Origin of the sequence: Urinicoccus timonensis, assembly GCF_900232945.1 — a bacterium.
GTDB lineage: Bacteria > Bacillota > Clostridia > Tissierellales > Peptoniphilaceae > Urinicoccus > Urinicoccus timonensis.
The window spans coordinates 27,680-46,896 of record NZ_OCTU01000002.1 but is presented as its reverse complement, the minus strand read 5'-3'; the positions used below and the strand labels follow the sequence as shown (position 1 = coordinate 46,896).

21 protein-coding genes are annotated in these 19,217 nt (G+C 47.0%); 9 read left to right on the top strand and 12 right to left on the bottom strand.

All coding sequences use genetic code 11. From position 1 onward, the window contains the following. Positions 1-287 precede the first annotated feature (287 nt). The 5 genes from tsaD to CS898_RS04260 form a co-directional block, all read right to left on the bottom strand. Positions 288-1,304, bottom strand: a complete 1,017-nt coding sequence (gene tsaD, locus CS898_RS04280; RefSeq protein WP_099208223.1) for a tRNA (adenosine(37)-N6)-threonylcarbamoyltransferase complex transferase subunit TsaD — start codon at positions 1,302-1,304, stop codon at positions 288-290. After that, positions 1,292-1,738 (bottom strand): ribosomal protein S18-alanine N-acetyltransferase, encoded by a 447-nt coding sequence (rimI, locus tag CS898_RS10020; protein ID WP_099208222.1) that lies wholly within the window; start codon positions 1,736-1,738, stop codon positions 1,292-1,294. The genes tsaD and rimI overlap by 13 nt, the downstream gene beginning before the upstream one ends. Continuing rightward, the gene (tsaB, locus tag CS898_RS04270; RefSeq protein WP_099208221.1) at positions 1,728-2,399 is read right to left on the bottom strand and encodes a tRNA (adenosine(37)-N6)-threonylcarbamoyltransferase complex dimerization subunit type 1 TsaB; all 672 of its coding nucleotides are present in this window, start codon (positions 2,397-2,399) and stop codon (positions 1,728-1,730) included. The genes rimI and tsaB overlap by 11 nt, the downstream gene beginning before the upstream one ends. Beyond that, positions 2,380-2,883: a tRNA (adenosine(37)-N6)-threonylcarbamoyltransferase complex ATPase subunit type 1 TsaE gene (tsaE, locus tag CS898_RS04265; RefSeq protein ID WP_200807611.1), complete on the bottom strand. Its 504-nt coding sequence runs from the start codon at positions 2,881-2,883 to the stop codon at positions 2,380-2,382. The genes tsaB and tsaE overlap by 20 nt, the downstream gene beginning before the upstream one ends. Positions 2,884-2,977: 94 nt before the next feature. Then, positions 2,978-3,301: a YqfO family protein gene (locus CS898_RS04260; protein ID WP_099208220.1), complete on the bottom strand. Its 324-nt coding sequence runs from the start codon at positions 3,299-3,301 to the stop codon at positions 2,978-2,980. A gap of 136 nt (positions 3,302-3,437) precedes the next feature. On the opposite strand from CS898_RS04260, the gene CS898_RS04255 reads away from it, so the two are divergent. After that, the gene (locus CS898_RS04255) at positions 3,438-3,776 is read left to right on the top strand and encodes a phage holin family protein (RefSeq protein ID WP_009430693.1); all 339 of its coding nucleotides are present in this window, start codon (positions 3,438-3,440) and stop codon (positions 3,774-3,776) included. A gap of 49 nt (positions 3,777-3,825) precedes the next feature. Here the strand turns inward: CS898_RS04255 and sdaAA are convergent, their stop codons facing one another. The 5 genes from sdaAA to CS898_RS04230 all read right to left on the bottom strand — a co-directional run bounded on the left by sdaAA (position 3,826) and on the right by CS898_RS04230 (position 9,936). Next, the gene (sdaAA, locus tag CS898_RS04250) at positions 3,826-4,713 is read right to left on the bottom strand and encodes an L-serine ammonia-lyase, iron-sulfur-dependent, subunit alpha (RefSeq protein ID WP_099208219.1); all 888 of its coding nucleotides are present in this window, start codon (positions 4,711-4,713) and stop codon (positions 3,826-3,828) included. Positions 4,714-4,721: 8 nt separating this feature from the next. Further along, positions 4,722-5,387 (bottom strand): L-serine ammonia-lyase, iron-sulfur-dependent subunit beta, encoded by a 666-nt coding sequence (sdaAB, locus tag CS898_RS04245; protein WP_099208218.1) that lies wholly within the window; start codon positions 5,385-5,387, stop codon positions 4,722-4,724. Further along, a complete protein-coding gene (locus CS898_RS04240; RefSeq protein WP_099208217.1) occupies positions 5,388-6,734 on the bottom strand; it encodes an MATE family efflux transporter in 1,347 nt (448 codons plus the stop codon). A gap of 342 nt (positions 6,735-7,076) precedes the next feature. Beyond that, a complete protein-coding gene (locus CS898_RS04235; protein ID WP_099208216.1) occupies positions 7,077-9,206 on the bottom strand; it encodes an adenosylcobalamin-dependent ribonucleoside-diphosphate reductase in 2,130 nt (709 codons plus the stop codon). Between the two features lie 148 nt (positions 9,207-9,354). Further along, positions 9,355-9,936 (bottom strand): glycoside hydrolase family 73 protein, encoded by a 582-nt coding sequence (locus CS898_RS04230; RefSeq protein ID WP_099208215.1) that lies wholly within the window; start codon positions 9,934-9,936, stop codon positions 9,355-9,357. 84 nt (positions 9,937-10,020) lie between these two features. On the opposite strand from CS898_RS04230, the gene pepF reads away from it, so the two are divergent. The 8 genes from pepF (at position 10,021) to CS898_RS04190 (ending at position 18,371) form a co-directional block, all read left to right on the top strand. After that, complete coding sequence (gene pepF, locus CS898_RS04225) at positions 10,021-11,799, top strand: oligoendopeptidase F (protein WP_099208214.1); 1,779 nt, start codon at positions 10,021-10,023, stop codon at positions 11,797-11,799. Beyond that, positions 11,792-12,682, top strand: a complete 891-nt coding sequence (locus CS898_RS04220) for an SDR family oxidoreductase (RefSeq protein WP_099208213.1) — start codon at positions 11,792-11,794, stop codon at positions 12,680-12,682. The genes pepF and CS898_RS04220 overlap by 8 nt, the downstream gene beginning before the upstream one ends. After that, positions 12,679-13,986, top strand: a complete 1,308-nt coding sequence (locus CS898_RS04215) for a dicarboxylate/amino acid:cation symporter (protein ID WP_099208212.1) — start codon at positions 12,679-12,681, stop codon at positions 13,984-13,986. The genes CS898_RS04220 and CS898_RS04215 overlap by 4 nt, the downstream gene beginning before the upstream one ends. A gap of 15 nt (positions 13,987-14,001) precedes the next feature. Continuing rightward, positions 14,002-14,805, top strand: coding sequence for a zinc dependent phospholipase C family protein (locus CS898_RS04210; protein ID WP_099208211.1), 804 nt, complete (start codon positions 14,002-14,004; stop codon positions 14,803-14,805). Then, a complete protein-coding gene (locus CS898_RS04205; RefSeq protein WP_099208210.1) occupies positions 14,802-16,025 on the top strand; it encodes an MFS transporter in 1,224 nt (407 codons plus the stop codon). Before CS898_RS04210 ends, CS898_RS04205 begins: the two co-directional genes overlap by 4 nt. Positions 16,026-16,135: 110 nt before the next feature. After that, on the top strand, positions 16,136-16,615 hold the full coding sequence (locus CS898_RS04200; RefSeq protein ID WP_200807610.1) for a zinc ribbon domain-containing protein: 480 nt from the start codon (positions 16,136-16,138) through the stop codon (positions 16,613-16,615). Positions 16,616-16,623: 8 nt separating this feature from the next. After that, complete coding sequence (locus tag CS898_RS04195; RefSeq protein ID WP_099208209.1) at positions 16,624-17,538, top strand: zinc-ribbon domain-containing protein; 915 nt, start codon at positions 16,624-16,626, stop codon at positions 17,536-17,538. Positions 17,539-17,897: 359 nt separating this feature from the next. Next, the gene (locus CS898_RS04190; protein WP_099208208.1) at positions 17,898-18,371 is read left to right on the top strand and encodes a methylglyoxal synthase; all 474 of its coding nucleotides are present in this window, start codon (positions 17,898-17,900) and stop codon (positions 18,369-18,371) included. Between the two features lie 51 nt (positions 18,372-18,422). Here the strand turns inward: CS898_RS04190 and CS898_RS04185 are convergent, their stop codons facing one another. Next, the gene (locus CS898_RS04185) at positions 18,423-18,641 is read right to left on the bottom strand and encodes a CDIF630_02480 family spore surface protein (protein ID WP_099208207.1); all 219 of its coding nucleotides are present in this window, start codon (positions 18,639-18,641) and stop codon (positions 18,423-18,425) included. Positions 18,642-18,682: 41 nt separating this feature from the next. Beyond that, positions 18,683-19,159 (bottom strand): 23S rRNA (pseudouridine(1915)-N(3))-methyltransferase RlmH, encoded by a 477-nt coding sequence (gene rlmH, locus CS898_RS04180; protein WP_099208206.1) that lies wholly within the window; start codon positions 19,157-19,159, stop codon positions 18,683-18,685. Positions 19,160-19,217: the final 58 nt, after the last annotated feature.

Here is a 19,217-nt window from a genome sequence, read left to right as displayed (position 1 = left end):
GAAAGTTTAGCTGGACCAACTTGGGTCTTTTGAAAATTAAGAATGCCTGTTCCTTCTTTTTTTATTTTCTTTTCCTAGCCTTTACAAAAAGCATAGATTAGCTATAAACAATTGTTCTGTCTATTTTTAGCCATTTTAGAAAAATTTAAGCTTTTGGGAATAAAAAAATGTGGATAAGTTGGTGTTTTCTCTAAAATATCCACACTTGTCCACTCTATCCACAATTTTATTCACATTCTAAACCTGTATTTTTGAGTTTTCCCCAATTTTATCCACATTATCCACAATCACTGAACGGGTGTTTCTGTGGATAGGATTCCCAGACTGGGGTCGGCATAGAGGGATTGGCCCCTATGGTTTTGGTAGGTATAGTAGGCGGCACTGGCAATCATGGCTCCATTATCGGTACAAAGAATCTTGGGAGGATAGTAGAGCTTGTAGTCCGTTCCCTGAAAGGCTTCTTGGAAGCGGCTTCGCAGGGCAGAATTGGCTGCAACTCCTCCAGATAGGACCAGGGTCTTCATCTTCTTATCTTTTAAAAGTCGGAGGGACTTTTCCACCAAGACATCCAAAACAGCATCTTGGAAGGAGGCGCAAATATCTTCAACGATGATTTCTTCTCCCCTTTGCTTGGCCTGGTTGAGATAGTTCATGACAGCTGTCTTTAGGCCGGAAAAGGAAAAGTCATAGGAGTCTTTTTCCAACATGACCCGGGGAAAAATATCCCGGCTCTTGCCTTTTTTGGCCAGCTGGTCCACAATGGGGCCTCCAGGATAGCCGATTCCCAAGGCCCGAGCTACCTTGTCAAAGGCCTCTCCAGCTGCATCATCTCTTGTTTGCCCCAGGACTTCAAAGTCCAAATAGTCCTTGACCTCTAAAAGATAGGTATGGCCTCCAGAAATAACCAAGCTAATAAAGGGAGGTTCCAGGTCTGGATGGGCCAGGTAGTTGGCACAGACATGGCCGTGCATGTGGTTGACTCCCACAATTTCCTTGCCACTGGCCAGGGCAAAGGCCTTGGCTGCTGACAGGCCCACCAAGAGGGCCCCAATAAGGCCTGGTCCCCGGGTAACCCCTACCAGGTCAATATCTTGAAAGGAAAGTCCCGCTTCTGCAAAGGCCTGGTCAATCACCAGGTTAATGGCTTCTACGTGCTTGCGGGAGGCAATTTCCGGCACCACGCCTCCATAGAGTTTGTGGGTATCAATTTGGGTGGAAATAACATTGCTTAAAATTTTTCGACCGTCTTCCACAATGGCCACAGATGTTTCATCACAAGATGATTCAATTCCTAAGACTCGCATAGGTCCTCCTTCCATAAAATATAGGCATCTTCATGGTTGTCCCCATAGTAATTTTTTCTCCGTCCCTTGATTTCAAAACCATAGAAGTCATAAAGGCCCAGGGCCGGTTTGTTGGAGGGTCTTACCTCCAGGGTCATGGCCCTTAAGCCCCGGTCCTTGGCTGCCTGGATCATGGCCTCCATCAGGGTCTTACCATGGCCTTGTCCCCTGTAATCCTTGGCTACAGCCAGGTTTAAAATATGGCCCTCATCCACCAGGACCATAAAGGCTCCATAGGCTAGCAAGTCCCCATCTTCCTCCAGAACCACATAGTGGGACAGGGGATTTTCCAGGTCCAGGGCCAGGGATTCCTTGGACCAGGGACTGGCAAAACTTTCCACTTCAATGGCATAAATTCCCTCTAGGTCCCTGGGACCTCCCTGCCTAATGTCCATTTTGTCTTTCCCTTTCTGCCTGGGAGGGGCGGATGTAGTTGGGAAGAATTTGCCGGTAGTCCAGGTCTTGTCCCTGACTGGCCATCTGCCTTCCCACTAGGCAAAGAGAGGACCCCCTAAGAGACTGGTCTCTTTGGCTGGCCAAGCTAAAACCCTCTTGGGCAAGACGGTCCCGGTAGACCTCCAGGCCCTCTCCACAGAGGATGGTTTCCTTGGGTAGGTCCTTGATCCAATCCTCCAGGTCTACCAGGCAGTCCTCCTTCAAGCAAGAAACCTGGTTATTTTCAACCTGGTAGAGGCCCGTATAGACCCGGCCCCGCCTAGCATCCACGATTGGAGCCACCAGGCCTTGGAATTGACTGGCCAAGGCTGCCAGAGAAGACACCCCAATAGCATCTTTTTTTAAGACCTGGGCCAGGGTCCGGATGGTGGTAACTCCAATCCGGATTCCTGTAAAGGACCCAGGACCCCGACCTGCCACCAAGAGGTCCAGGTCTTCCAGTTTTAAATTTTGTACCCTTAAGAGGGTTTCCAGCAAGTCCATCAAGCGTTCCGAATGACTAATCCGGCCATAGACCTGGACTTCTCCCAAGATCTTATCGTCTTGGCTAATGGCGATGGAGGTCGTCATTGTCGATGTATCAATCCCCAATATTTTCATTTTTTAGCCTTTCTATAATCGTGTCCTCACCCTCTTGACTCAGGGTAAATCTTCTTTGGTCTGGCCCCTCCTCTTGGATTTGAATCCTAAGAGGATGAGCCGGCAGGACTGGGTAAAAGTCCTTGGGCCACTCTACAACACAGACCCCTGCTCCGTAAAAGTAGTCGTCAAAACCCAAAAAATCTAGCTCATCCGGGTCTTCCAAGCGGAAGAGGTCAAAGTGGTAGAGGGGAAGGCGACCTTGGTAGGTCCGAACCAGGGTAAAGGTGGGACTGGTTACCAGGTCTTGAACCCCCAAGCCCTGGGCCAAGGCCTTGGTAAAGGTGGTTTTTCCAGCCCCCATGCCTCCTTCCAGGCAAATCATATCCCCGGCCTTTAAAACCCCTGCTAGACTTTGGGCCAGGGCCTTGGTATCTTCTAAACTCTTGGCCAAATAGTCCCAAGAGAAAAGACGGGGAGTCCCGTCTTCAAAATTGTTCATCATGAATTTTTGACTCCTTTTCTCCTTAAGAAAATCTCCAGCCCCAGGTCCATCTTTCCAAAGCAAATCTTCAGCTGTCCACCTGGTCCGAACTTCTTCACTCTAGGTCTGGATCCAAAAGGGCAATACAGTTTACAGCCGGACTTTCATAGGGGTGGATCATCCGGATGATATGTAAAACGTCCTCAAGATTTTCTTTTTGGACCACAAATTCCATCTTAATCTCGTCCACTTCCGTTACCAGGCCAATTTCCCCTTCAAAGGGTCGGGCCCCTTCCAAAGGACGCCAGTGACCCTTTACCAAAGTAGTAGAAAAGGCATAGTCGTAGTAGCCCTCTTGTAGATAGTCATGGCTGTTTAACTCATTGGCCAAGCTCGTTACATAGTCTTTTGGAATATAGACTTCAACTTTTACTTGCATCCCTTCACCTCTTTTTCTTATATATAGTCATTATAACCAAATTTACTAGGTCTTTCAATAAGACAAGTAAATTGTTTAAGGGACATGCTTCCTGGGCATATATAAAATAGATAGTTGACAATTAAAGGAGGTCAATATGATTTTAGATTTAATTATAAAACTCATTGTTGCCGGTTTGGCAGTTTTAGTTTCTTCCTGGCTGACTCCAGGCATGAGTGTCTCTGGCTATAAAACCGCTATTGTTGTGGCTGTGGTCATTGGGATTTTAGACTTTGCCCTGGGACGGATTTTTGGAGAAAAGGCTGCTCCCTCTGGACAAGGAGCCAAGGGTTTTGTCCTGGCTGCCTTGATTTTATTCCTTGCCGGAAAAATTGTAGACGGTTTTTCCGTAGGCATCTTGGGAGCCTTAATTGGGGCCTTGATTATGGGCCTTGTGGATGGTTTCTTAGGATCCAAGATTTTTCCCAAGGATTAATTTGTGAATAAGTAGAAAGACCGAGTTGGAAAACCAACTCGGTCTTTTTTTATTCAATATGGACGCCGTTTTTCTTGAAAAAATCCTTGCGGATTTGGCTACCTGTCTTAGTGGCAGCCAGACCACCTGTTCCTGTTTCTCTCAGGGATTCCACCATGGCATCCCCCACTTCCTTCATGGCCTGGGCCACTTCCTCAAAGGGGACAACAGACCTGGTCCCGGCTAGGGCCATGTCTGCACTAATCAGGGCATTCATTAGGCCACTGGCATTACGGAAGGTACAGGGATATTCCACCAGGCCTGCAATGGGGTCACAAACCAGGCCCAGGACATTAACCAGGGCAATGGCTGCTGCCTGGAAGACCTGGTCCAGGCTCCCCTTCTTTAAATAAACCAGACAACCCGCTGCCATGGCTGCTGCTGATCCACATTCTGCCTGGCAGCCTCCTTCAGCCCCGGCAAAGGTAGCATAGTAGCCAATGATTTGCCCAAGACCCACACTGACCAAAAGTCCTTGCACCAGGTCTTCCCGGTCTAGATCCTCCTTGGCCTTGATATACATAAGGGCAGCTGGCAAAATCCCAGCAGACCCAGCTGTAGGTGCTGCCACAATCCTCCCCATGGAGGAGTTGCTTTCAAAGGTGGACAGGGCCATGGCCATGGCTTGGGCCAGGTCTGGTCCCACCAGGGAGTCTTGGTCCTTGTAGACCATCATCTTGTGGGCGAAGCCGTTAATCATACCCAGGCCCAGGTCAGATGGTTGGTCCAGGTAGTTTTGGGTGGATTCTTCCATAACATCCAACATCCGGCCGAGTTCTTCAAGGACTTCCTTGGGGTCTGTCTCAAATTTTTCTACCTCTTCCCTTAGGACCATCTCAGGAAAGCTAATGCCTTCTTCTTGGCAATATTTGATGATTTCACTTGTACTTGTTAACATACAACCTCCTAGTCCACAACATCCAGGTACTTGGCAAAGTTAAACAGGTCAGAATGGAGAACTTGCTTCTTTAAGTCTTCTCCAGCAGGATGGGTCAATTCCACACTTAGGGTGACAGACTTTCCCCTTTTTTCCGTATCTATATTTTCTATATTATAACCTGCATCACTGATATAGCGAGAAACCCGGGCAATGACCCCTTTTTGCTCCTGGTATTGGAGGATAAAGGTAGGAAATTGGTTTCGGAAGGAAATTTTATTGCCGTCTAGTTCGATGAGCTCAATATTTCCCCCACCTATAGAAGACCCCACTAGGTCAAAGCTATCTCCCTGGTCATTGGACAGGATGATCTTGACAGAGTTGGGATGGACATGGCCCAGGTCTCCCTTTTCAAAACGGTAGTCCAAGCCGGCCTTGTCTGCCAGGTCAAAAGCCCGGATAATCCGACTGTCATCGGGTTTAATCCCTAGAATGCCCGCCAAAAGAGCCCGGTCTGTTCCATGGCCCTTGTAGGTCATGAGAAAGGACCCGTGAAGGATGAAGACTGCCCTGGTAAATTCAAAGGGGCAGAGGTTTCTGGCACTGTTGGCAATCCGACAAGCTCCAGCTGTATGGCTGGAAGAGGGGCCCACCATAACAGGGCCCATTACTTGAAAAATACTATATTCTTTCACTTAAGCCTCCTGGTTTTCTTTGGGTAGCCAGTTGCCAAAAATAAAGTAAAGACCAATTACTACCAGGGTCATGGTCCAGGAAATGGGATAGGACAAGTAGACCGTTTTGATGGAATAGTATTGGGGCAAAACTAGGAAGACCCAAATAATTCTAAAGATACACATAAAGAGGATGGACACCACCATGGGCATAACGGCATGGCCAGCCCCCCTTAAAATTCCCCCTAAAATTTCTGAGGCGCCAAAGATAAGATAGGCTGGAGCCAAAAAGACAATAGAAATCCGGCCATATTCAATGACTTCTGGTGTGGTGTTAAAAAGAGCAATCAGAGGATTGCAAAAGACAATTAGCAGGACAGACAGGATTCCTGTTGTGACACAAACCATTCCCAGGCTGACCCAGGTCCCCCTCTTCAACCGGTCGTAGTGGCCAGCGCCAATATTTTGACCGGCAAAGGTCATGGCCGCCATAGACAGGGAGGCCACAATCAGAAAGACAAAGCCGTCAATCCGGCTGGCTGCTGCCCCTCCAGCTACGGCATTGGATCCAAAACGGTTGATCATGGTTTGGATAATGACATTGGAGAGGTTAATAACCACTGTTTGTAGGCCTGCCGGCACCCCAATAGCCAAAATGGCATTGAGACTGTCTTTTTTTAAGCCAATGTTCTTGTAGTTCAACCAGAAGGTGTCATTCCCATGACGGAGGTTGAGCCAAACCAAGATGGCAGAAGCCACTTGGCCTAGGATGGTGGCAATCCCTGCCCCCATAACTCCCATATGGAAGTAGGCAATAAAGACCAGGTCTAGGACAATATTCACCACTGCTCCTACAATTAAATAGTAGAGAGGTCTGGTGGAATCCCCCATGGACCGTAAAACTCCCGATCCCATGTTGTAGATCAAAAGAGGGACAATGCCGATGAAAAAGAGTCGCATATAGTCTACTGCGTCTTGGAAGATATCTGCTGGTGTGGACATCCATTGTAAAAACAAGGGAGTGAAGATGTAGGCAACTAGGGTTAAAATAACCCCCCCACCAATGGCCAGGGCAAAACTTGTTTCAATGGCTGAAGCCATCTTCAGGTAGTCCCGTCGGCCGTAATTCTGCGCTACCACCACCCCGGCTCCTGTGGATAGGCCCACAAATAAACCAATAATCAGCTGGGTGATGGGACCTGTTGCCCCAACAGCAGCCATGGCCACCCTACCGGCATAGCGACCGACAATTAAAAGGTCAGCGGTATTATAAAGTTGTTGTAAGATGGATGTTAGAATTAAGGGGATGGCAAAACCCACCAAGGCCTTGACAATGGACCCCTCTGTCAATGAAACTTTTTGATGCACAAAATCACTCCCTTCCTATTTATTTTCTTTCCCTTTTCTAAATAGAAGAGGGAAAATTTACAGATTTTAAAAATTTCGCAAAGCCGGGCCCAAAAGCCCCAAAACTTCCCGAAATTTGGACCAAGTATATACAATATGCCTAGAGCCTTGGAATGTCAAGGGATAAATTGACCTAAGAAAAAATTTTTTTAATCCTTTTTAAGGGGCAAATTTCCCTCCCTGGTCTCCTGGCACTTGCTATAACTTTATACTAACACAAGCCTAGCTTAAATAAAGCCTTCTTTGGAAAAATACTTTAAAAAAACTCCTGCTTTTTTCAAAGCAGGAGCTTTTTCTTCTAATTTAAATGGCACAGGGACTGTAGCCACAGTTTTGACATTCTGCACAGCCTCCAGAATGGGCCATGGTCCCGCCACACATGGGACAGGTATCCGGATCTTCCATAAGCTGCTTGGCAATTTCTCGGTTGAGGTCATCTTGGAGCTCTTGAATCCGGTTTTTCTTGGAATTTTCCGTAATGAGGATTCCTGACCGGGCACAACCATCTCGGTAGATGGTCACTCCTTTTAGCCCCATTTCCCAGGCATACATATAGAGGTCTTCCACTTCTTCCACGGTAAATTCCTCGGGAACATTAACGGTGGAGGAAATAGAAGCGTCGATAAATTGTTGCCAGGTGGATTGGACATTGATCCTTTCCTTGTAGTTTAGGTTGCTAGTGGTAATGACATAGTCGGGTAAGTCTTCTTCCGATGTCAGTCCTTGAGCCTCCATCAAATCCTTTATAATTTGGGTGTAGACAGTGTAGTAGGTGTCTTCATTGTGGAGGGACTCAGACTTGCGAGTATAGGAAATTTGGAAGATGGGTTCCACTCCATTGCTACAACCTAAGAGGGTAGAAATGGTCCCTGTAGGAGCAATGGTCAAGACTTGAGAGTTTCTTAGACCATATTCTTTAATGAGGTCTAAAACATCTTCATCCGCATTAGCCTTTAGGAAGGGACTTTCCAAGACCTTTTCCTTGCGGTATCTTGGGAAGGGTCCTTGGTCCTTGGCCAAAAGAGCAGATTGACGTAGGGCTTCATTAACCAAAACTCGACCAATTTGGTTGATGAGGTTCAGGGATTCGCTAGACCCATAGGACATGCCCATCTTGATAAACATGTCGGCAACTCCCATGATCCCCAGACCAATTTGTCTCAGGTCTCTGGAAAGGTCTCTTTGCTCTTCTAGGGGATGGAGGTCCATGTTTTCATCCAAAACATCATTTAGGTAAACAACCCCGTCCCGGACCAATTCGCCAAAGGCTTCAAATTGGAAGCGGGCATACTTGGTAAAGGGCTTGGCTACAAATTCACTTAGGTTAATAGAAGAAAGGTTACAAGACCCAAAGGCTGGTAGGGGCTCTTCTGCGCAGGGGTTGACTCCGGCGTATTCGAAAGTATCGTCCTCACTTAAGAGATGCCAGGAATTAATCCGGTCTTGGTAGAGGATACCAGGTTCAGCCATGTTCCAGTTGTTTCGAGCCAGGATGGTAAACATCTCCCGAGCATTGACCTTTTTGCGGATTTTTTCTCCTGTAGCCTCCACGTCAAAGCGAAGAGTGTAGTCTTGGTCTTTTTTCACAGCTTCCATAAAATCGTCATAGACATTGACAGAAATATTGGCACTGGTGACCTTTTCTAGGTCATTTTTTACATCAATAAATTCTAAAATATCCGGATGGAAGCAGTCCAGGTTCAGCATCAAGGCTCCCCGACGCCCCCGCATGCCAATAAGGCCTGTGGTAAGGCTGTAGAGGTCCATAAAACTGACGGCTCCTGTAGTGGAAGAAGCGGCATTGTTGACCTTGGCCCCCTTGGGACGTAGTTTGGACAGGGTTAGGCCAACCCCTCCTCCATAGGAATAGGTCCGGGCCATCCACTTGGCCGTATCAAAAATAGCTTCAATATTGTCTTCCACCTTGGGCATGACATAGCAGTTGGACAGGGTAACCTTCTTGCCCTCCTTGTGGAGCCCTCGACCAGCTAGAATCCGGCCCGCCGGCATAAATTTTTTGTCCCTAATGGACTTTTCAATGGCTTCATTGCCCCCAGAAACCCGGTTTAAAAAGCCTTCAAAAGTCTCTCCCTTGTAGCGATATTTTTTCTCATAAATATCCCTTTGGAGGTCGTTCATGGCCCAGCCTTGTTCTCTAAGACGGGTTCTTTCTTCCCGGTAGAGGATGTATTTTTTTGCTACATCGGGTCTAACTTGCATCAGGTGGAGTTCTACAGCATCCTGGATTTCTTCAATGCCCACCTGGTTCAAATTTTTGGCTTCAAAGTCCTGGGTAACCTTGTCTGCCACTTCCTTGGCACAGGCCTTGTCCAGTCCTTTGTCTGTTTCATCCATGGCCTTTTCAATGGCCAGGGCAATTTTTTTGCCGTCATAGTCTACAATCCGGCCATTGCGCTTTTCTACTTTTAGCATGATTTTCTCTCTTTCTTTGCTTTTTTATCTAAGAATTATTCCCATTATCTATACCATATATAGTATACAGGGCCTATTTCAATCAATATTTAGTATAGCATGGGAGGACTTTAGGAACAAGGTCCCTATGTCCCTATTTTTGACCCAACTATTTTATCCCCTGGTCATAGGTCTCTAATTGATACTGGTCTATTAAGTCCACCAGCCTTTGACCGTAGCCGGGATCTGTAGAATAGCCTGAGGGGTGGAGCCTATGGCAGGCCTCTTGGGGACTTTTGGCTTCTCGAACAGGCTGGTAGCGCTGGGCCTGGCTTAAAAGACGGCCATAGTGTTTGAAGGAATCCACAGGACTCTTATAGGATTCAAAATTGTCCTGGATGCTAATCCTCTGACCATCTTTCACTTCCTCTGTAGGATAAGAAACCCCCTGACCATCCTTGGCCTTGATGCCAAAAAAGTTTTTATTGGCCTGGGCCAGGTCGGATTGGCCAAAGTTACTTTCCAGGGCTGCCTGGGCCAGGATGACGCTAGGATAGAGGTCGTATTTTTTGCCGATTTTTCGGGCCAAGGGGGCGTATTCTTGGAAAAATTCTTGCCGGCTAGTGGCCTTTTGGGGCTGGTAGCGGATATTATTGACGAAAAAAAATAAAACTTGGATAAAGAGCCAAAGGAAAAAAATCCCTAAGATCAAGATAAAACACCCCCAAGTTAGGGGCTTTTTTTTCTTCATAATTCATCTCCTTAAACTTGTCTATGATATAATCATATTATTGGAAATAAAGTGAAAAGTAAACTGTTTTGAAAGGAAGATTTTATGTTAAGAAAAGATGTTCCCCTGGACCAAACCTGGGACTTAACTGCCTTATATAAAGATGGCCAAGAGGCCTTAAAAGCCCTGGATGACCTCCAGGGTCTAGTTAAAAAACTCTCCTCTTCCAAAATGGAAGATTCGGAAGAAATTTTACCCTATACCAAGGACTATGAACAAGCCATGGTTCTTTTTGACCACCTGGTCAACTACGAAGAACTCATTGTCTCCACAGATTTTTCCGACCAGGCCATGGCCAGTCTGGGTCAAAAAATCCATGATGGCCTAGTGGCTGTCCAAGAAGATCTGGCCCTGGTGGAAGGCCGCTACTACAAGTTGGAGGATGGGGTCTTGAAAGATTTTAGCCAAGACCCTGTCTATGGAGCCTTTTTTAAAGGGATCCTCCGGGACAAGCCCCACCATTTGGGTCAAAAAACCGAGGCCCTTTTAAAGTCTCTAAGCCCTGTCTTGGACCTGCCCTATAGTCTTTACCAGGAAGCCAAGTTCAAGGACCTGACCTTCCCCGACTTCCAAGTTGACGGCAAAAACTATCCCTTGAGCTTTATACTCTATGAGGACCAATACGCCTATGACCCCGACACCCAGGTTCGGAGAAAGAGCTTCCAGGCCTTTTCCCAAGCCCTGGAAAAATATGAAAACACCATGGCCACAGGCTTTATCGCCATGGTCAAAAGAGACCTGGCCCTGGCCAAGGCCCGGTCCTATCCTTCAGTCTTTGGCTACATGCTCCGGAGCCATGAGATTAGCCGAGAAATGTTCGATGACCACCTGGATACCATGATGGAAAAATTAGCTCCCATTATGCGGACCTATGCCGGTATCTTGAAGGACCGCTATGGCCTGGACACCATGACCTATGCTGACTTAAAATTATCTCCCAACCCCCAAGCTGGGAAAAAATACTCCATGGAAGAGGCCAAGGACTTAATTTTAAAGGCCTTTTCCCCCTATGGAAAGGACTATGTAGACTCCATTGCCAAAGCCTTTAGTGACCGTTGGCTTGACTATGCCGACAACGACTTTAAGTCCACTGGAGGTTTCTGTGCCAGCCCCTACCAATGCCATTCCTACATCCTTATGACCTTCCGGGGCCTCTTGTCTGACGTCTTTACCCTGGCCCATGAACTGGGCCATGCCGGCCACTTTAAACGAGCCGGGTCCAAGCAAAGCATCCTTACGGTGGAACCCTCCCTCTACTTTGTGGAATCCCCTTCCACCACCAGTGAGCTTCTCTTAAAGGAATACCTGTTAAAAGAAGCCAAGACCCCAGAAGAGCGCAGGGAAATCATTGGTGAGTCCCTGGCCAACACCTACTACCATAACTTTGTCACCCACTTCCTGGAAGCCTACTTCCAAAGAGAAGTCTACCGGAGACTGGAAGCAGGAGACCAGGTCCAAGGACAAGACCTCCGGAAAATCTTCTTGGAAACTTTAGAAAAATTCTGGGGAGACTCTGTGGACCTACCAGATTCTGCCGGTCTGACCTGGATGCGGCAACCCCACTACTATGAAGCCAGCGGCTTCTATTCCTATACCTATTCTGCCGGTTTAAACCTGGGAACCCTCCTGGGTCGACTCTTGGTAGATGACCCCTCCACCACCCAAAAGTGGTTGGAGGTATTAGACATGGGTGGCAGCCAGTCCCCCATTGATTTAGCCCAGCATGTAGGCCTGGATATTCGCACCAGCCAGGCCCTGGAAAAAACCATCTCCATTATTGGGGACATGGTCCAAGAATTAAAGGAGGTAGAAAAAAATGCATGAATCCATTCTCTTAGAGGGCGACCTCTTTAGGGGACAAGAAACCATTTGGGTCCTGGGATCCAAGGGCCGGATTGGTCGCAGCATTACCCGCAAACTCACCAATGGTAGCCGGCGGATTGTTACCTCAGACCATGCCGCTGTAGACATTAAAAACCTGGAAGATGTCTTGATCTTCACAGAAAGAAACCTTCCAACAGTCATTATCAACTGTGCTGGCATGTCCAGTGCCAAGGCCTGCGAAAAAGATCCTGACGAGGCCTTCCGAGTCAATGCCCTGGGAGCCAAAAACCTGGCCATTGCCGCCAACCACTATGGAGCCCGTCTGATCCACATTTCAACTGATGATGTCTTTAATGGCAAGGATGACACCCCGGTCAATGAGCTGGTAGAACCCAAGCCCATTACCGTCTATGGAAAAACCAAGCACCTGGGAGAAAAATTCATCCAAGAATTTACCCAAAAGTACTTTATCGTCCGGTCTTCCTGGGTCTATGACCTTAGGACCATTGCCAAGATTGAAAAGAGCTTGAAAAACCACTCCCTGACCATTACCAGGGACCAGGTAGCTAGCCCTACTTCCAGGGAGCTTTTAGCCGACTTTGTCCTAGAACTGGTGGATTCCTACGACTACGGAATCTACCACTTTGTCACCCAAGGATCTACCAACCGGAAGGAGTTTATCGAAGAAATTGCCAAACTCCTCCACCTGGAAGAAGACCTGGAAAAAAGTGACTTCCACCACCAAGCCTCCCTCCATCCCAAGTATGCCCTGATGGACCCCTTGATGCTCAGGATGAAAAACTACAAGACCCTGCCCTCCTGGCAAGAAGACCTGAAGAACTACATTGAAAACTACTATCTACCCAGGAGGTTAAACTTATGAAAGAAAAAAAACTCTCCCTTACCAGTCAAATCTTTATAGGTCTTTTATCCGGTTTAGTCCTGGGGGTTTTGGTCCACTACTTCTTACCTGCCGGTCCCTTTAAAGACCGTTTCTTAATTAATGGCGTCTTCCAACTCTTTGGCACAGGCTTTATGCGACTGATGCAAATGTTAGTTGTTCCCCTGGTCTTTTTCTCCATCGTTACAGGAGCCATGAGTATCGGGGATACCAAACGCCTAGGAAAGGTGGGTTTAAAGACCCTGGCCTTTTATATCCTCACTACAGCTTTAGCCATTATCATTGCCCTGGCCTTTTCTCAATTGACCAACCCTGGCGTCGGCCTAAACTTGTCTGAGGTAAAAACTGCCCAGACAGAAATTGCCAAGACAGCCACCACAGGAATCGACATGGTTCTGGACATCATCCCCAAAAACCCCATTGAATCCTTAACCAGTGGGAATATGTTGCAAATTATCTTTTTTGCCCTCTTCTTGGGAGTCATCCTGGCCTCTTTAGGCAACCACGTTCCTGTCATTACCCGTTTTATGAATGAAGCCAATGAAGTCATGATGACCATGACCTTTAATGTCATGAAGGCGGCCCCTGTTGGAGTCTTTGCCCTCATTGCCAAAACCTTTTCGGATATTGGTTTTGATGGCTTCCTACCCATGATTAAGTACATGCTTACCGTTAGTGGAGGCCTGGCCATCCAATTGGTTGCTGTTTATGGGCTCCTCCTCTTTATCTTTACCCGGGCCAACCCCTTTGCTTTTTTCAAGCGCTTTTCCCCCGTCTTGGGCTTCGCCTTTTCAACAGCTTCCAGTGGGGCTACCGTCCCGGTAAACATCCAAACCTTGGAGGATATGGGGGTTTCTAAAAAAATCTCCTCCTTTACCATCCCCCTAGGAGCCACCATCAACATGGATGGTACTGCCATCATGCAAGGGGTAGCCGTAATCTTTGTGGCCCAAGCCTTTGGCATCCACTTGGAATTAAGCGACTTTCTTACCGTTATTGGTACGGCCACCATGGCCTCCATTGGTACTGCTGCCGTTCCCGGTGTGGGTTTGATTACCCTGGCCATGGTCTTTAACTCCGTAGGCCTCCCTGTAGAGGGTATTGGCCTCATTATGGGGATTGACCGGGTCCTAGACATGGCTCGAACAGCTGTAAACTGTTCAGGAGATGCTGTTGTAACAACCATTGTTGCCCACCAAGAAGGTCTCTTTAACAAGGAAGAACTCTACCGAGACAAGAGTCCAGAAGAAGATGACTATGACAATTTAGATGATGTAGAAATTTAAGAAAGGATCTAGACCATGGCCAGCTTTGTCACCCACTACTTTTTGGGAAAAGAAATCCAAGACCATTTCAGTCCCAAATTGAAGGAATTAATCCAGGGCCAAGAAGACCTCTACCTTTTGGGAAACCAAGGCCCTGACCTCTTCTTTTTCCAAATCTCCAAGCAAGTCAAGGGAGAAAAAAACCTAGGGACCCTCCTCCACGACCGGCCCTTTCGCAGCCTCCTGGAGGACCTTAAAAAATTCCAACCCCACCTGGCTCAAAAACCCAGGAGCCTGGCTTATTTTCTGGGTCTCTGCAACCATTTTTTTGTAGATGCCTCCATCCATCCTACAGTCAACGCCCTGGCCAGGTCGGGCTTTGACCATATCTCCATAGAGGGGGAATTGGACCGGTATTTCATTGAAAAAAATGGCCAGGACCTAAATGGCTTCCGGCAAAGTGACCTCTTTGCCCCCTCCTATGACTTAAGAGCCATCTTGGCCATCTACCAAGGCTTTGGCGCCACCCTATCCGATATCCAGACCTCCATCCGGGACTTCAAGCGGGTGAAAAAAATCTTCCAACCCCGGGGACCCTGGCAGGAAAAAATCCTCTTGGGTCTTTTGAAAATCGCCAAACTGGACCGGTCCTTTGGCAACCAGCTGGTGCTCCAAGTCCCCCATCCCCAGGCAGAAAAAACCAACCAGGCCCTGGTGGATATCCTAAAAGACTGTCCCCAAAAAGCTGCCGCCTTTACAGAGACTATCTACCTCTGGCTGACAGAAGATTCCCCCCTACCAGACCTGGTAGACCTAGATTTTAATGGGAGGAAACAATGAAGTATACAAAATCCGAACGCAATTTTATCTTCTATGATGTTGGAAATTCAGCCTACATCCTCATTGCCACCACCATGATCCCCATCTTCTTTAACCTCCTGGCCAAGGAAGACTTGGATCCTGCCACCTACCTGGCCTATTGGGGCTATGCCGTTACCTTTTCCACCCTGGTAACCGCCATCCTGGGACCCTTTTTGGGAGCCTATGCCGACATCCATGGTAAGAGAAAGATATTTTTCGGTCTCTTCTTCCTCCTGGGTTTTCTAGGCTGCCTCCTCCAACCCCTGCCAACAAGCTGGTTGGCCTTCCTCATCCTCTACATTCTCACCAAGGTTGGCTTTAACGGGTCCTTGGTCTTTTACGACAGCATGCTTAAAGACATTACCAGCGACGACCGGATGGACATGGTGTCTTCGGCAGGCTATGCCTGGGGCTATGTGGGTTCTTGCCTGCCCTTTATCCTCTGTCTGGGCCTTTTACTCTTCCACGAAAAAATTGGCCTGACCATCCGTCCAGCTTCAATTTTAATCTTTGTCATCATTGCCCTTTGGTGGTTGGCCTTTACCCTGCCTCTTTTAAGGACTTACCAGCAAGGCCCCCGGGAAGAAAATTCCCTGGCCCGGCAGTCTCTCAAGGAAAGTCTCAAGGAAATCAAAAAAGACAAGAGGCTCTTTTTCTTCCTCTTGTCCTTCCTCTTTTACATTGACGGTGTCTATACCATTATCAACATGGCTACAGCCTATGGGTCTTCCCTGGGTCTGGACCAAAAGGGACTCATCCTGGCCCTCTTGATGACCCAGTTTGTGGCCTTCCCCTGTGCCATCTTTTTTGGTCGCCTGTCCAAAAAAGTGGACTCGGCAAAACTTTTAATGGTCACCATCCTGGCCTATACCTGCATCGCCATCTTTGCCGTCTTCCTAAAGACCCTGACCCATTTTTGGATCCTGGCCGCCCTGGTAGGCATGTTCCAAGGAGCCATCCAGGCCCTGTCCCGGTCCTACTTTGCCAAGCTCATTCCCCAGGAAAAATCCTCCCAATACTTTGGCATCTACGACATCTTCGGCAAGGGAGCCTCCATGTTTGGGACCTTTGTGGTCTCCTTAATCAGCCAGGTTACTGGCAACCAAAGCAAGGCCCTCTTGGTCCTGGTGGTCTTCTTCATCTTAGGTTTAATCTTCTTTTACAAGTCCGCCTTCCATAAGGAAAAAACCGTCTCCTAGAGGCGGTTTTTTTGGTGAACTTTCCTTTTTCCTATTATTCCTTCAAGGGGATAAAGCTTGAAATTATATATATATATATATATATAATTAGGTAAAAGGAGGTTGTAAATATGAATTGTAAATACTGTCATAGTCAACTATCCCCTGAGGATAAATTTTGCACAAATTGCGGGGCCATCAATGAGGCCTATGAAAATCCAAACAAAGGCATCTTCGATGCCATTAACGAAAGTGACTTGATGACCAAGGGAAATATTGATCGGGAGTCTTTTTCCAAAAAGCAAAGACCCGGTGTCTTTAACTGGGGCGCCTTTACCCTGGTAGCTGTATGGGCCCTTGGTAACAAGCTCTACCTCTTGGCCATCCTGGAGTGTATTCCTCTGGTAAATATCATCCTGGCCTTTGTGGCTGGTTTTAAGGGGAACGAATGGGCAGCAAGAAGCCTTGACTACCGGGATATGGATGAATTTGCCCGGATCCAAGAACCCTGGAACAGGGCTGGCCTCAGCGTCTTTATTATCACCCTTGTCATCCTCTTTCTCTACTTTTTCGTCTTTCTAGTCCTGGCCCAAATAGCTGCTAGTATGTAGGTGGGCCTATGAAATGTAGTTTTTGTGGACATGAAAACAAGGACCAAGCTAAATTTTGCGCCTCTTGTGGCAGGGACTTGTCCCTCCCTGGCATCCAAGAGACCCCTAACCAAAAAGAAGCCAAGAAAATTAATGTAAAAGCCATCCTTATCGGCCTACTTGTCCTCTTTATCCTGGCAGGACTTGGCTTTTATGCCCTGGCCAAAAGTAAGCACAACAAGCAGGTCAATGAACTTTTGCAAAAACTTGAAGTCCAAGAAATGAATAAGGACTATTCGGCCATGTTGGAAACCAACCAAGCCCTTTACAACCTCACCAAGGACGACCAATACAAGAAGAAGATGGACGCAATCAAGGGCCAAAAGGAAAATGATGACCTCTATGCCCAGGCCGAGGAAATCCTGGCAAAAGACAATATGAAAAAGGAAGATTTTATCCAGGCCTATGAAATCATCTTAAACTTGGAAAAAAATAAGGTCAAGGACCCAGCTGATGTGGAAAAATTAAAGACTTCTTTTTTGGGAATCCTCAATGACCTGGTAAAAACAAATAATGAATTGGGATTTTTTGACGAGTCCAGGGAAATTTTACAAGGACTTTTGAACCTGGACCCGAAAAATGAATTCTTCAACAACAACCTCCAGGGTGTACAGGAAGAAAATCAAATCCAAGAAGCCCAAATGGAAGAAAATGAAAAAAGAGAAAGGCTGGAAGACCTGGGTCGAAACCTCTTGGAAAAAAAGTTGCAAACAACCACCAATAAGGCCAATATCCGAAGTGGCCCAAGCACAAACTACCCCATCTTATTCAGCGTAGGACCCGGTACAGAGTGTTATGTAAAAGATTTTTCTGTAGATGACACAGGCCTCCTCTGGCTTTATGTGGGGGATGCCGGCTGGGTTACCCATAATAATTTTCAATAGTTTAGAAGAAAAAGGGCTCTCTGGAGTCTAGACCAGGCTTAAAAATCCGCTGGCCACTAGGGCCAGCGGATTTTTATCTATCACTTTAGCAAAGGATCCCTTCTAGCATAAAAAAAGCCACCCTGGTGGTGGCTTGAATTGAAGAGACCCGGTTATATGTAAAACAACCGTTGAGTAAGTAAGAAAGAAAGAAATAAACCAGCTAAGGAGTTTTTGTCCCTTCAATTTGTACTAAGAATAGCATAAAGACTGGTACTTGTCAAGATTTTTAAAAAATTCTTTACTCTTTCTTTAAAAAAGTCTTTTTCCTTCCTGTGTCAAAAGGAAAAATAAGGGTATCTAGTCAAGGGAGGTAGATTATGCTACATAAAAAAATTAGGATTCCTGAGAAAAAAACCATTGCCCTGGTGGCCCATGACCATAAAAAGGATGACCTCTTGGCCTGGGTCTATAAGAACAAGGACCTCTTAAAGGACCACAATCTTTTGGGAACCGGCAACACAGCCAGTCTCCTTTCTGAAAGAACCGGTCTCAAGGTCAAAGCCATGATTTCTGGCCCCCTGGGTGGAGACCAGCAAATTGGTGCCATGATTTCTGAAAGCAAGGTGGACATCTTGATCTTCTTCTGGGACCCCTTGGAGGCCATGCCCCACGATCCAGATGTCAAGGCCCTCTTTCGGATTTCCACCCTCTACAATATCGCCTTGGCCACCTGTCCCACTACAGCCAACTATCTCATTTCATCCCCCCTCTACCAATCTTCCTATGAGGTGGAAATTGTAGATAATGGCCATATCTTAAATGTAGGCCACAGGGACAAGAAAAAATCCTAGCCTGAAAATGGCAAAAGACCTAAAAAAGACTCCCTAGGGAGTCTTTTTTCTTTACATTTGGTTTTCTTGGTTCCACTCTATGGCTTCTTCCACAGCTTCTTCTGTTGGTTTTTCTACGCCAGTTTCTGGATCCTTGTCCTTGACCTTGCTGTAGAGGTCGCTGGCAGGGGTTTTTTCGTGGTTTTTCGAGTTTTCTTGTTCCAAATGGGCCTTCATTTCCTTGGCCTTGTTGGAAGAAACATTCTTTGCATCGCTCATATTTTCGCTCATTTTATTCCTCCTTGTCTTCTTTCTATTTTACCATTGAAAGCTTATTTATGGTAGGGGTGGCCTTCCTTAATCCGGTAGGCCCGGTAGACCTGTTCCAAAACCATGACCCGGACCATTTGGTGGGGAAAGGTCAGGGGAGAAAAACTCCACTTCCATTGGCTCCGGTCCAGGACTTCTTGACTTAAGCCCAGGCTCCCACCAATAACCAGGCAGAGGTCGGCTCCCTGCATTTCCCACTGGCCCAGCTTTTTAGCCAGCTGGGGAGAATCCACTTCCTGACCCTGGATGGCCAGGCTCACCACTTGGTCTGTTTCCTTGATATGGCTTAAGATTCCCTGGCCCTCCCGGTTTAGAATTTGCTCTCTTTCATGGGAGCTTAGGCCTTCTGGAGCCTTCTCTTCCCTGCATTCAATGATTTCTAGCTTGCAATAGGCTCCAAGACGCTTTTGGTATTCAGCCACTGCGGCCTTCCAATACTTTTCCTTGAGCTTGCCTACGCTAATTAACTTGATTTTCATTTTGTCACCTACTCTTACCTTTTATATATATCCAAGAAAAAAGATTTTTACACAAGTT

Bases quoted from the DNA above. Each gene is read 5' to 3' on its own strand.
- pepF (WP_099208214.1), top strand. From the start codon at position 10,021: ATGTTAAGAAAAGATGTTCCCCTGGACCAAACCTGGGACTTAACTGCC.
- CS898_RS04215 (WP_099208212.1), top strand. From the start codon at position 12,679: ATGAAAGAAAAAAAACTCTCCCTTACCAGTCAAATCTTTATAGGTCTT.
- CS898_RS04235 (WP_099208216.1), bottom strand. From the start codon at position 9,206: ATGCTAAAAGTAGAAAAGCGCAATGGCCGGATTGTAGACTATGACGGC.
- CS898_RS04255 (WP_009430693.1), top strand. From the start codon at position 3,438: ATGATTTTAGATTTAATTATAAAACTCATTGTTGCCGGTTTGGCAGTT.
- CS898_RS04200 (WP_200807610.1), top strand. From the start codon at position 16,136: ATGAATTGTAAATACTGTCATAGTCAACTATCCCCTGAGGATAAATTT.
- sdaAA (WP_099208219.1), bottom strand. From the start codon at position 4,713: ATGTTAACAAGTACAAGTGAAATCATCAAATATTGCCAAGAAGAAGGC.
- rimI (WP_099208222.1), bottom strand. From the start codon at position 1,738: ATGGACATTAGGCAGGGAGGTCCCAGGGACCTAGAGGGAATTTATGCC.
- CS898_RS04195 (WP_099208209.1), top strand. From the start codon at position 16,624: ATGAAATGTAGTTTTTGTGGACATGAAAACAAGGACCAAGCTAAATTT.
- tsaE (WP_200807611.1), bottom strand. From the start codon at position 2,883: ATGATGAACAATTTTGAAGACGGGACTCCCCGTCTTTTCTCTTGGGAC.
- CS898_RS04210 (WP_099208211.1), top strand. From the start codon at position 14,002: ATGGCCAGCTTTGTCACCCACTACTTTTTGGGAAAAGAAATCCAAGAC.
- CS898_RS04205 (WP_099208210.1), top strand. From the start codon at position 14,802: ATGAAGTATACAAAATCCGAACGCAATTTTATCTTCTATGATGTTGGA.
- tsaB (WP_099208221.1), bottom strand. From the start codon at position 2,399: ATGAAAATATTGGGGATTGATACATCGACAATGACGACCTCCATCGCC.
- CS898_RS04220 (WP_099208213.1), top strand. From the start codon at position 11,792: ATGCATGAATCCATTCTCTTAGAGGGCGACCTCTTTAGGGGACAAGAA.
- CS898_RS04230 (WP_099208215.1), bottom strand. From the start codon at position 9,936: ATGAAGAAAAAAAAGCCCCTAACTTGGGGGTGTTTTATCTTGATCTTA.
- CS898_RS04260 (WP_099208220.1), bottom strand. From the start codon at position 3,301: ATGCAAGTAAAAGTTGAAGTCTATATTCCAAAAGACTATGTAACGAGC.
- CS898_RS04185 (WP_099208207.1), bottom strand. From the start codon at position 18,641: ATGAGCGAAAATATGAGCGATGCAAAGAATGTTTCTTCCAACAAGGCC.
- tsaD (WP_099208223.1), bottom strand. From the start codon at position 1,304: ATGCGAGTCTTAGGAATTGAATCATCTTGTGATGAAACATCTGTGGCC.
- rlmH (WP_099208206.1), bottom strand. From the start codon at position 19,159: ATGAAAATCAAGTTAATTAGCGTAGGCAAGCTCAAGGAAAAGTATTGG.
- CS898_RS04190 (WP_099208208.1), top strand. From the start codon at position 17,898: ATGCTACATAAAAAAATTAGGATTCCTGAGAAAAAAACCATTGCCCTG.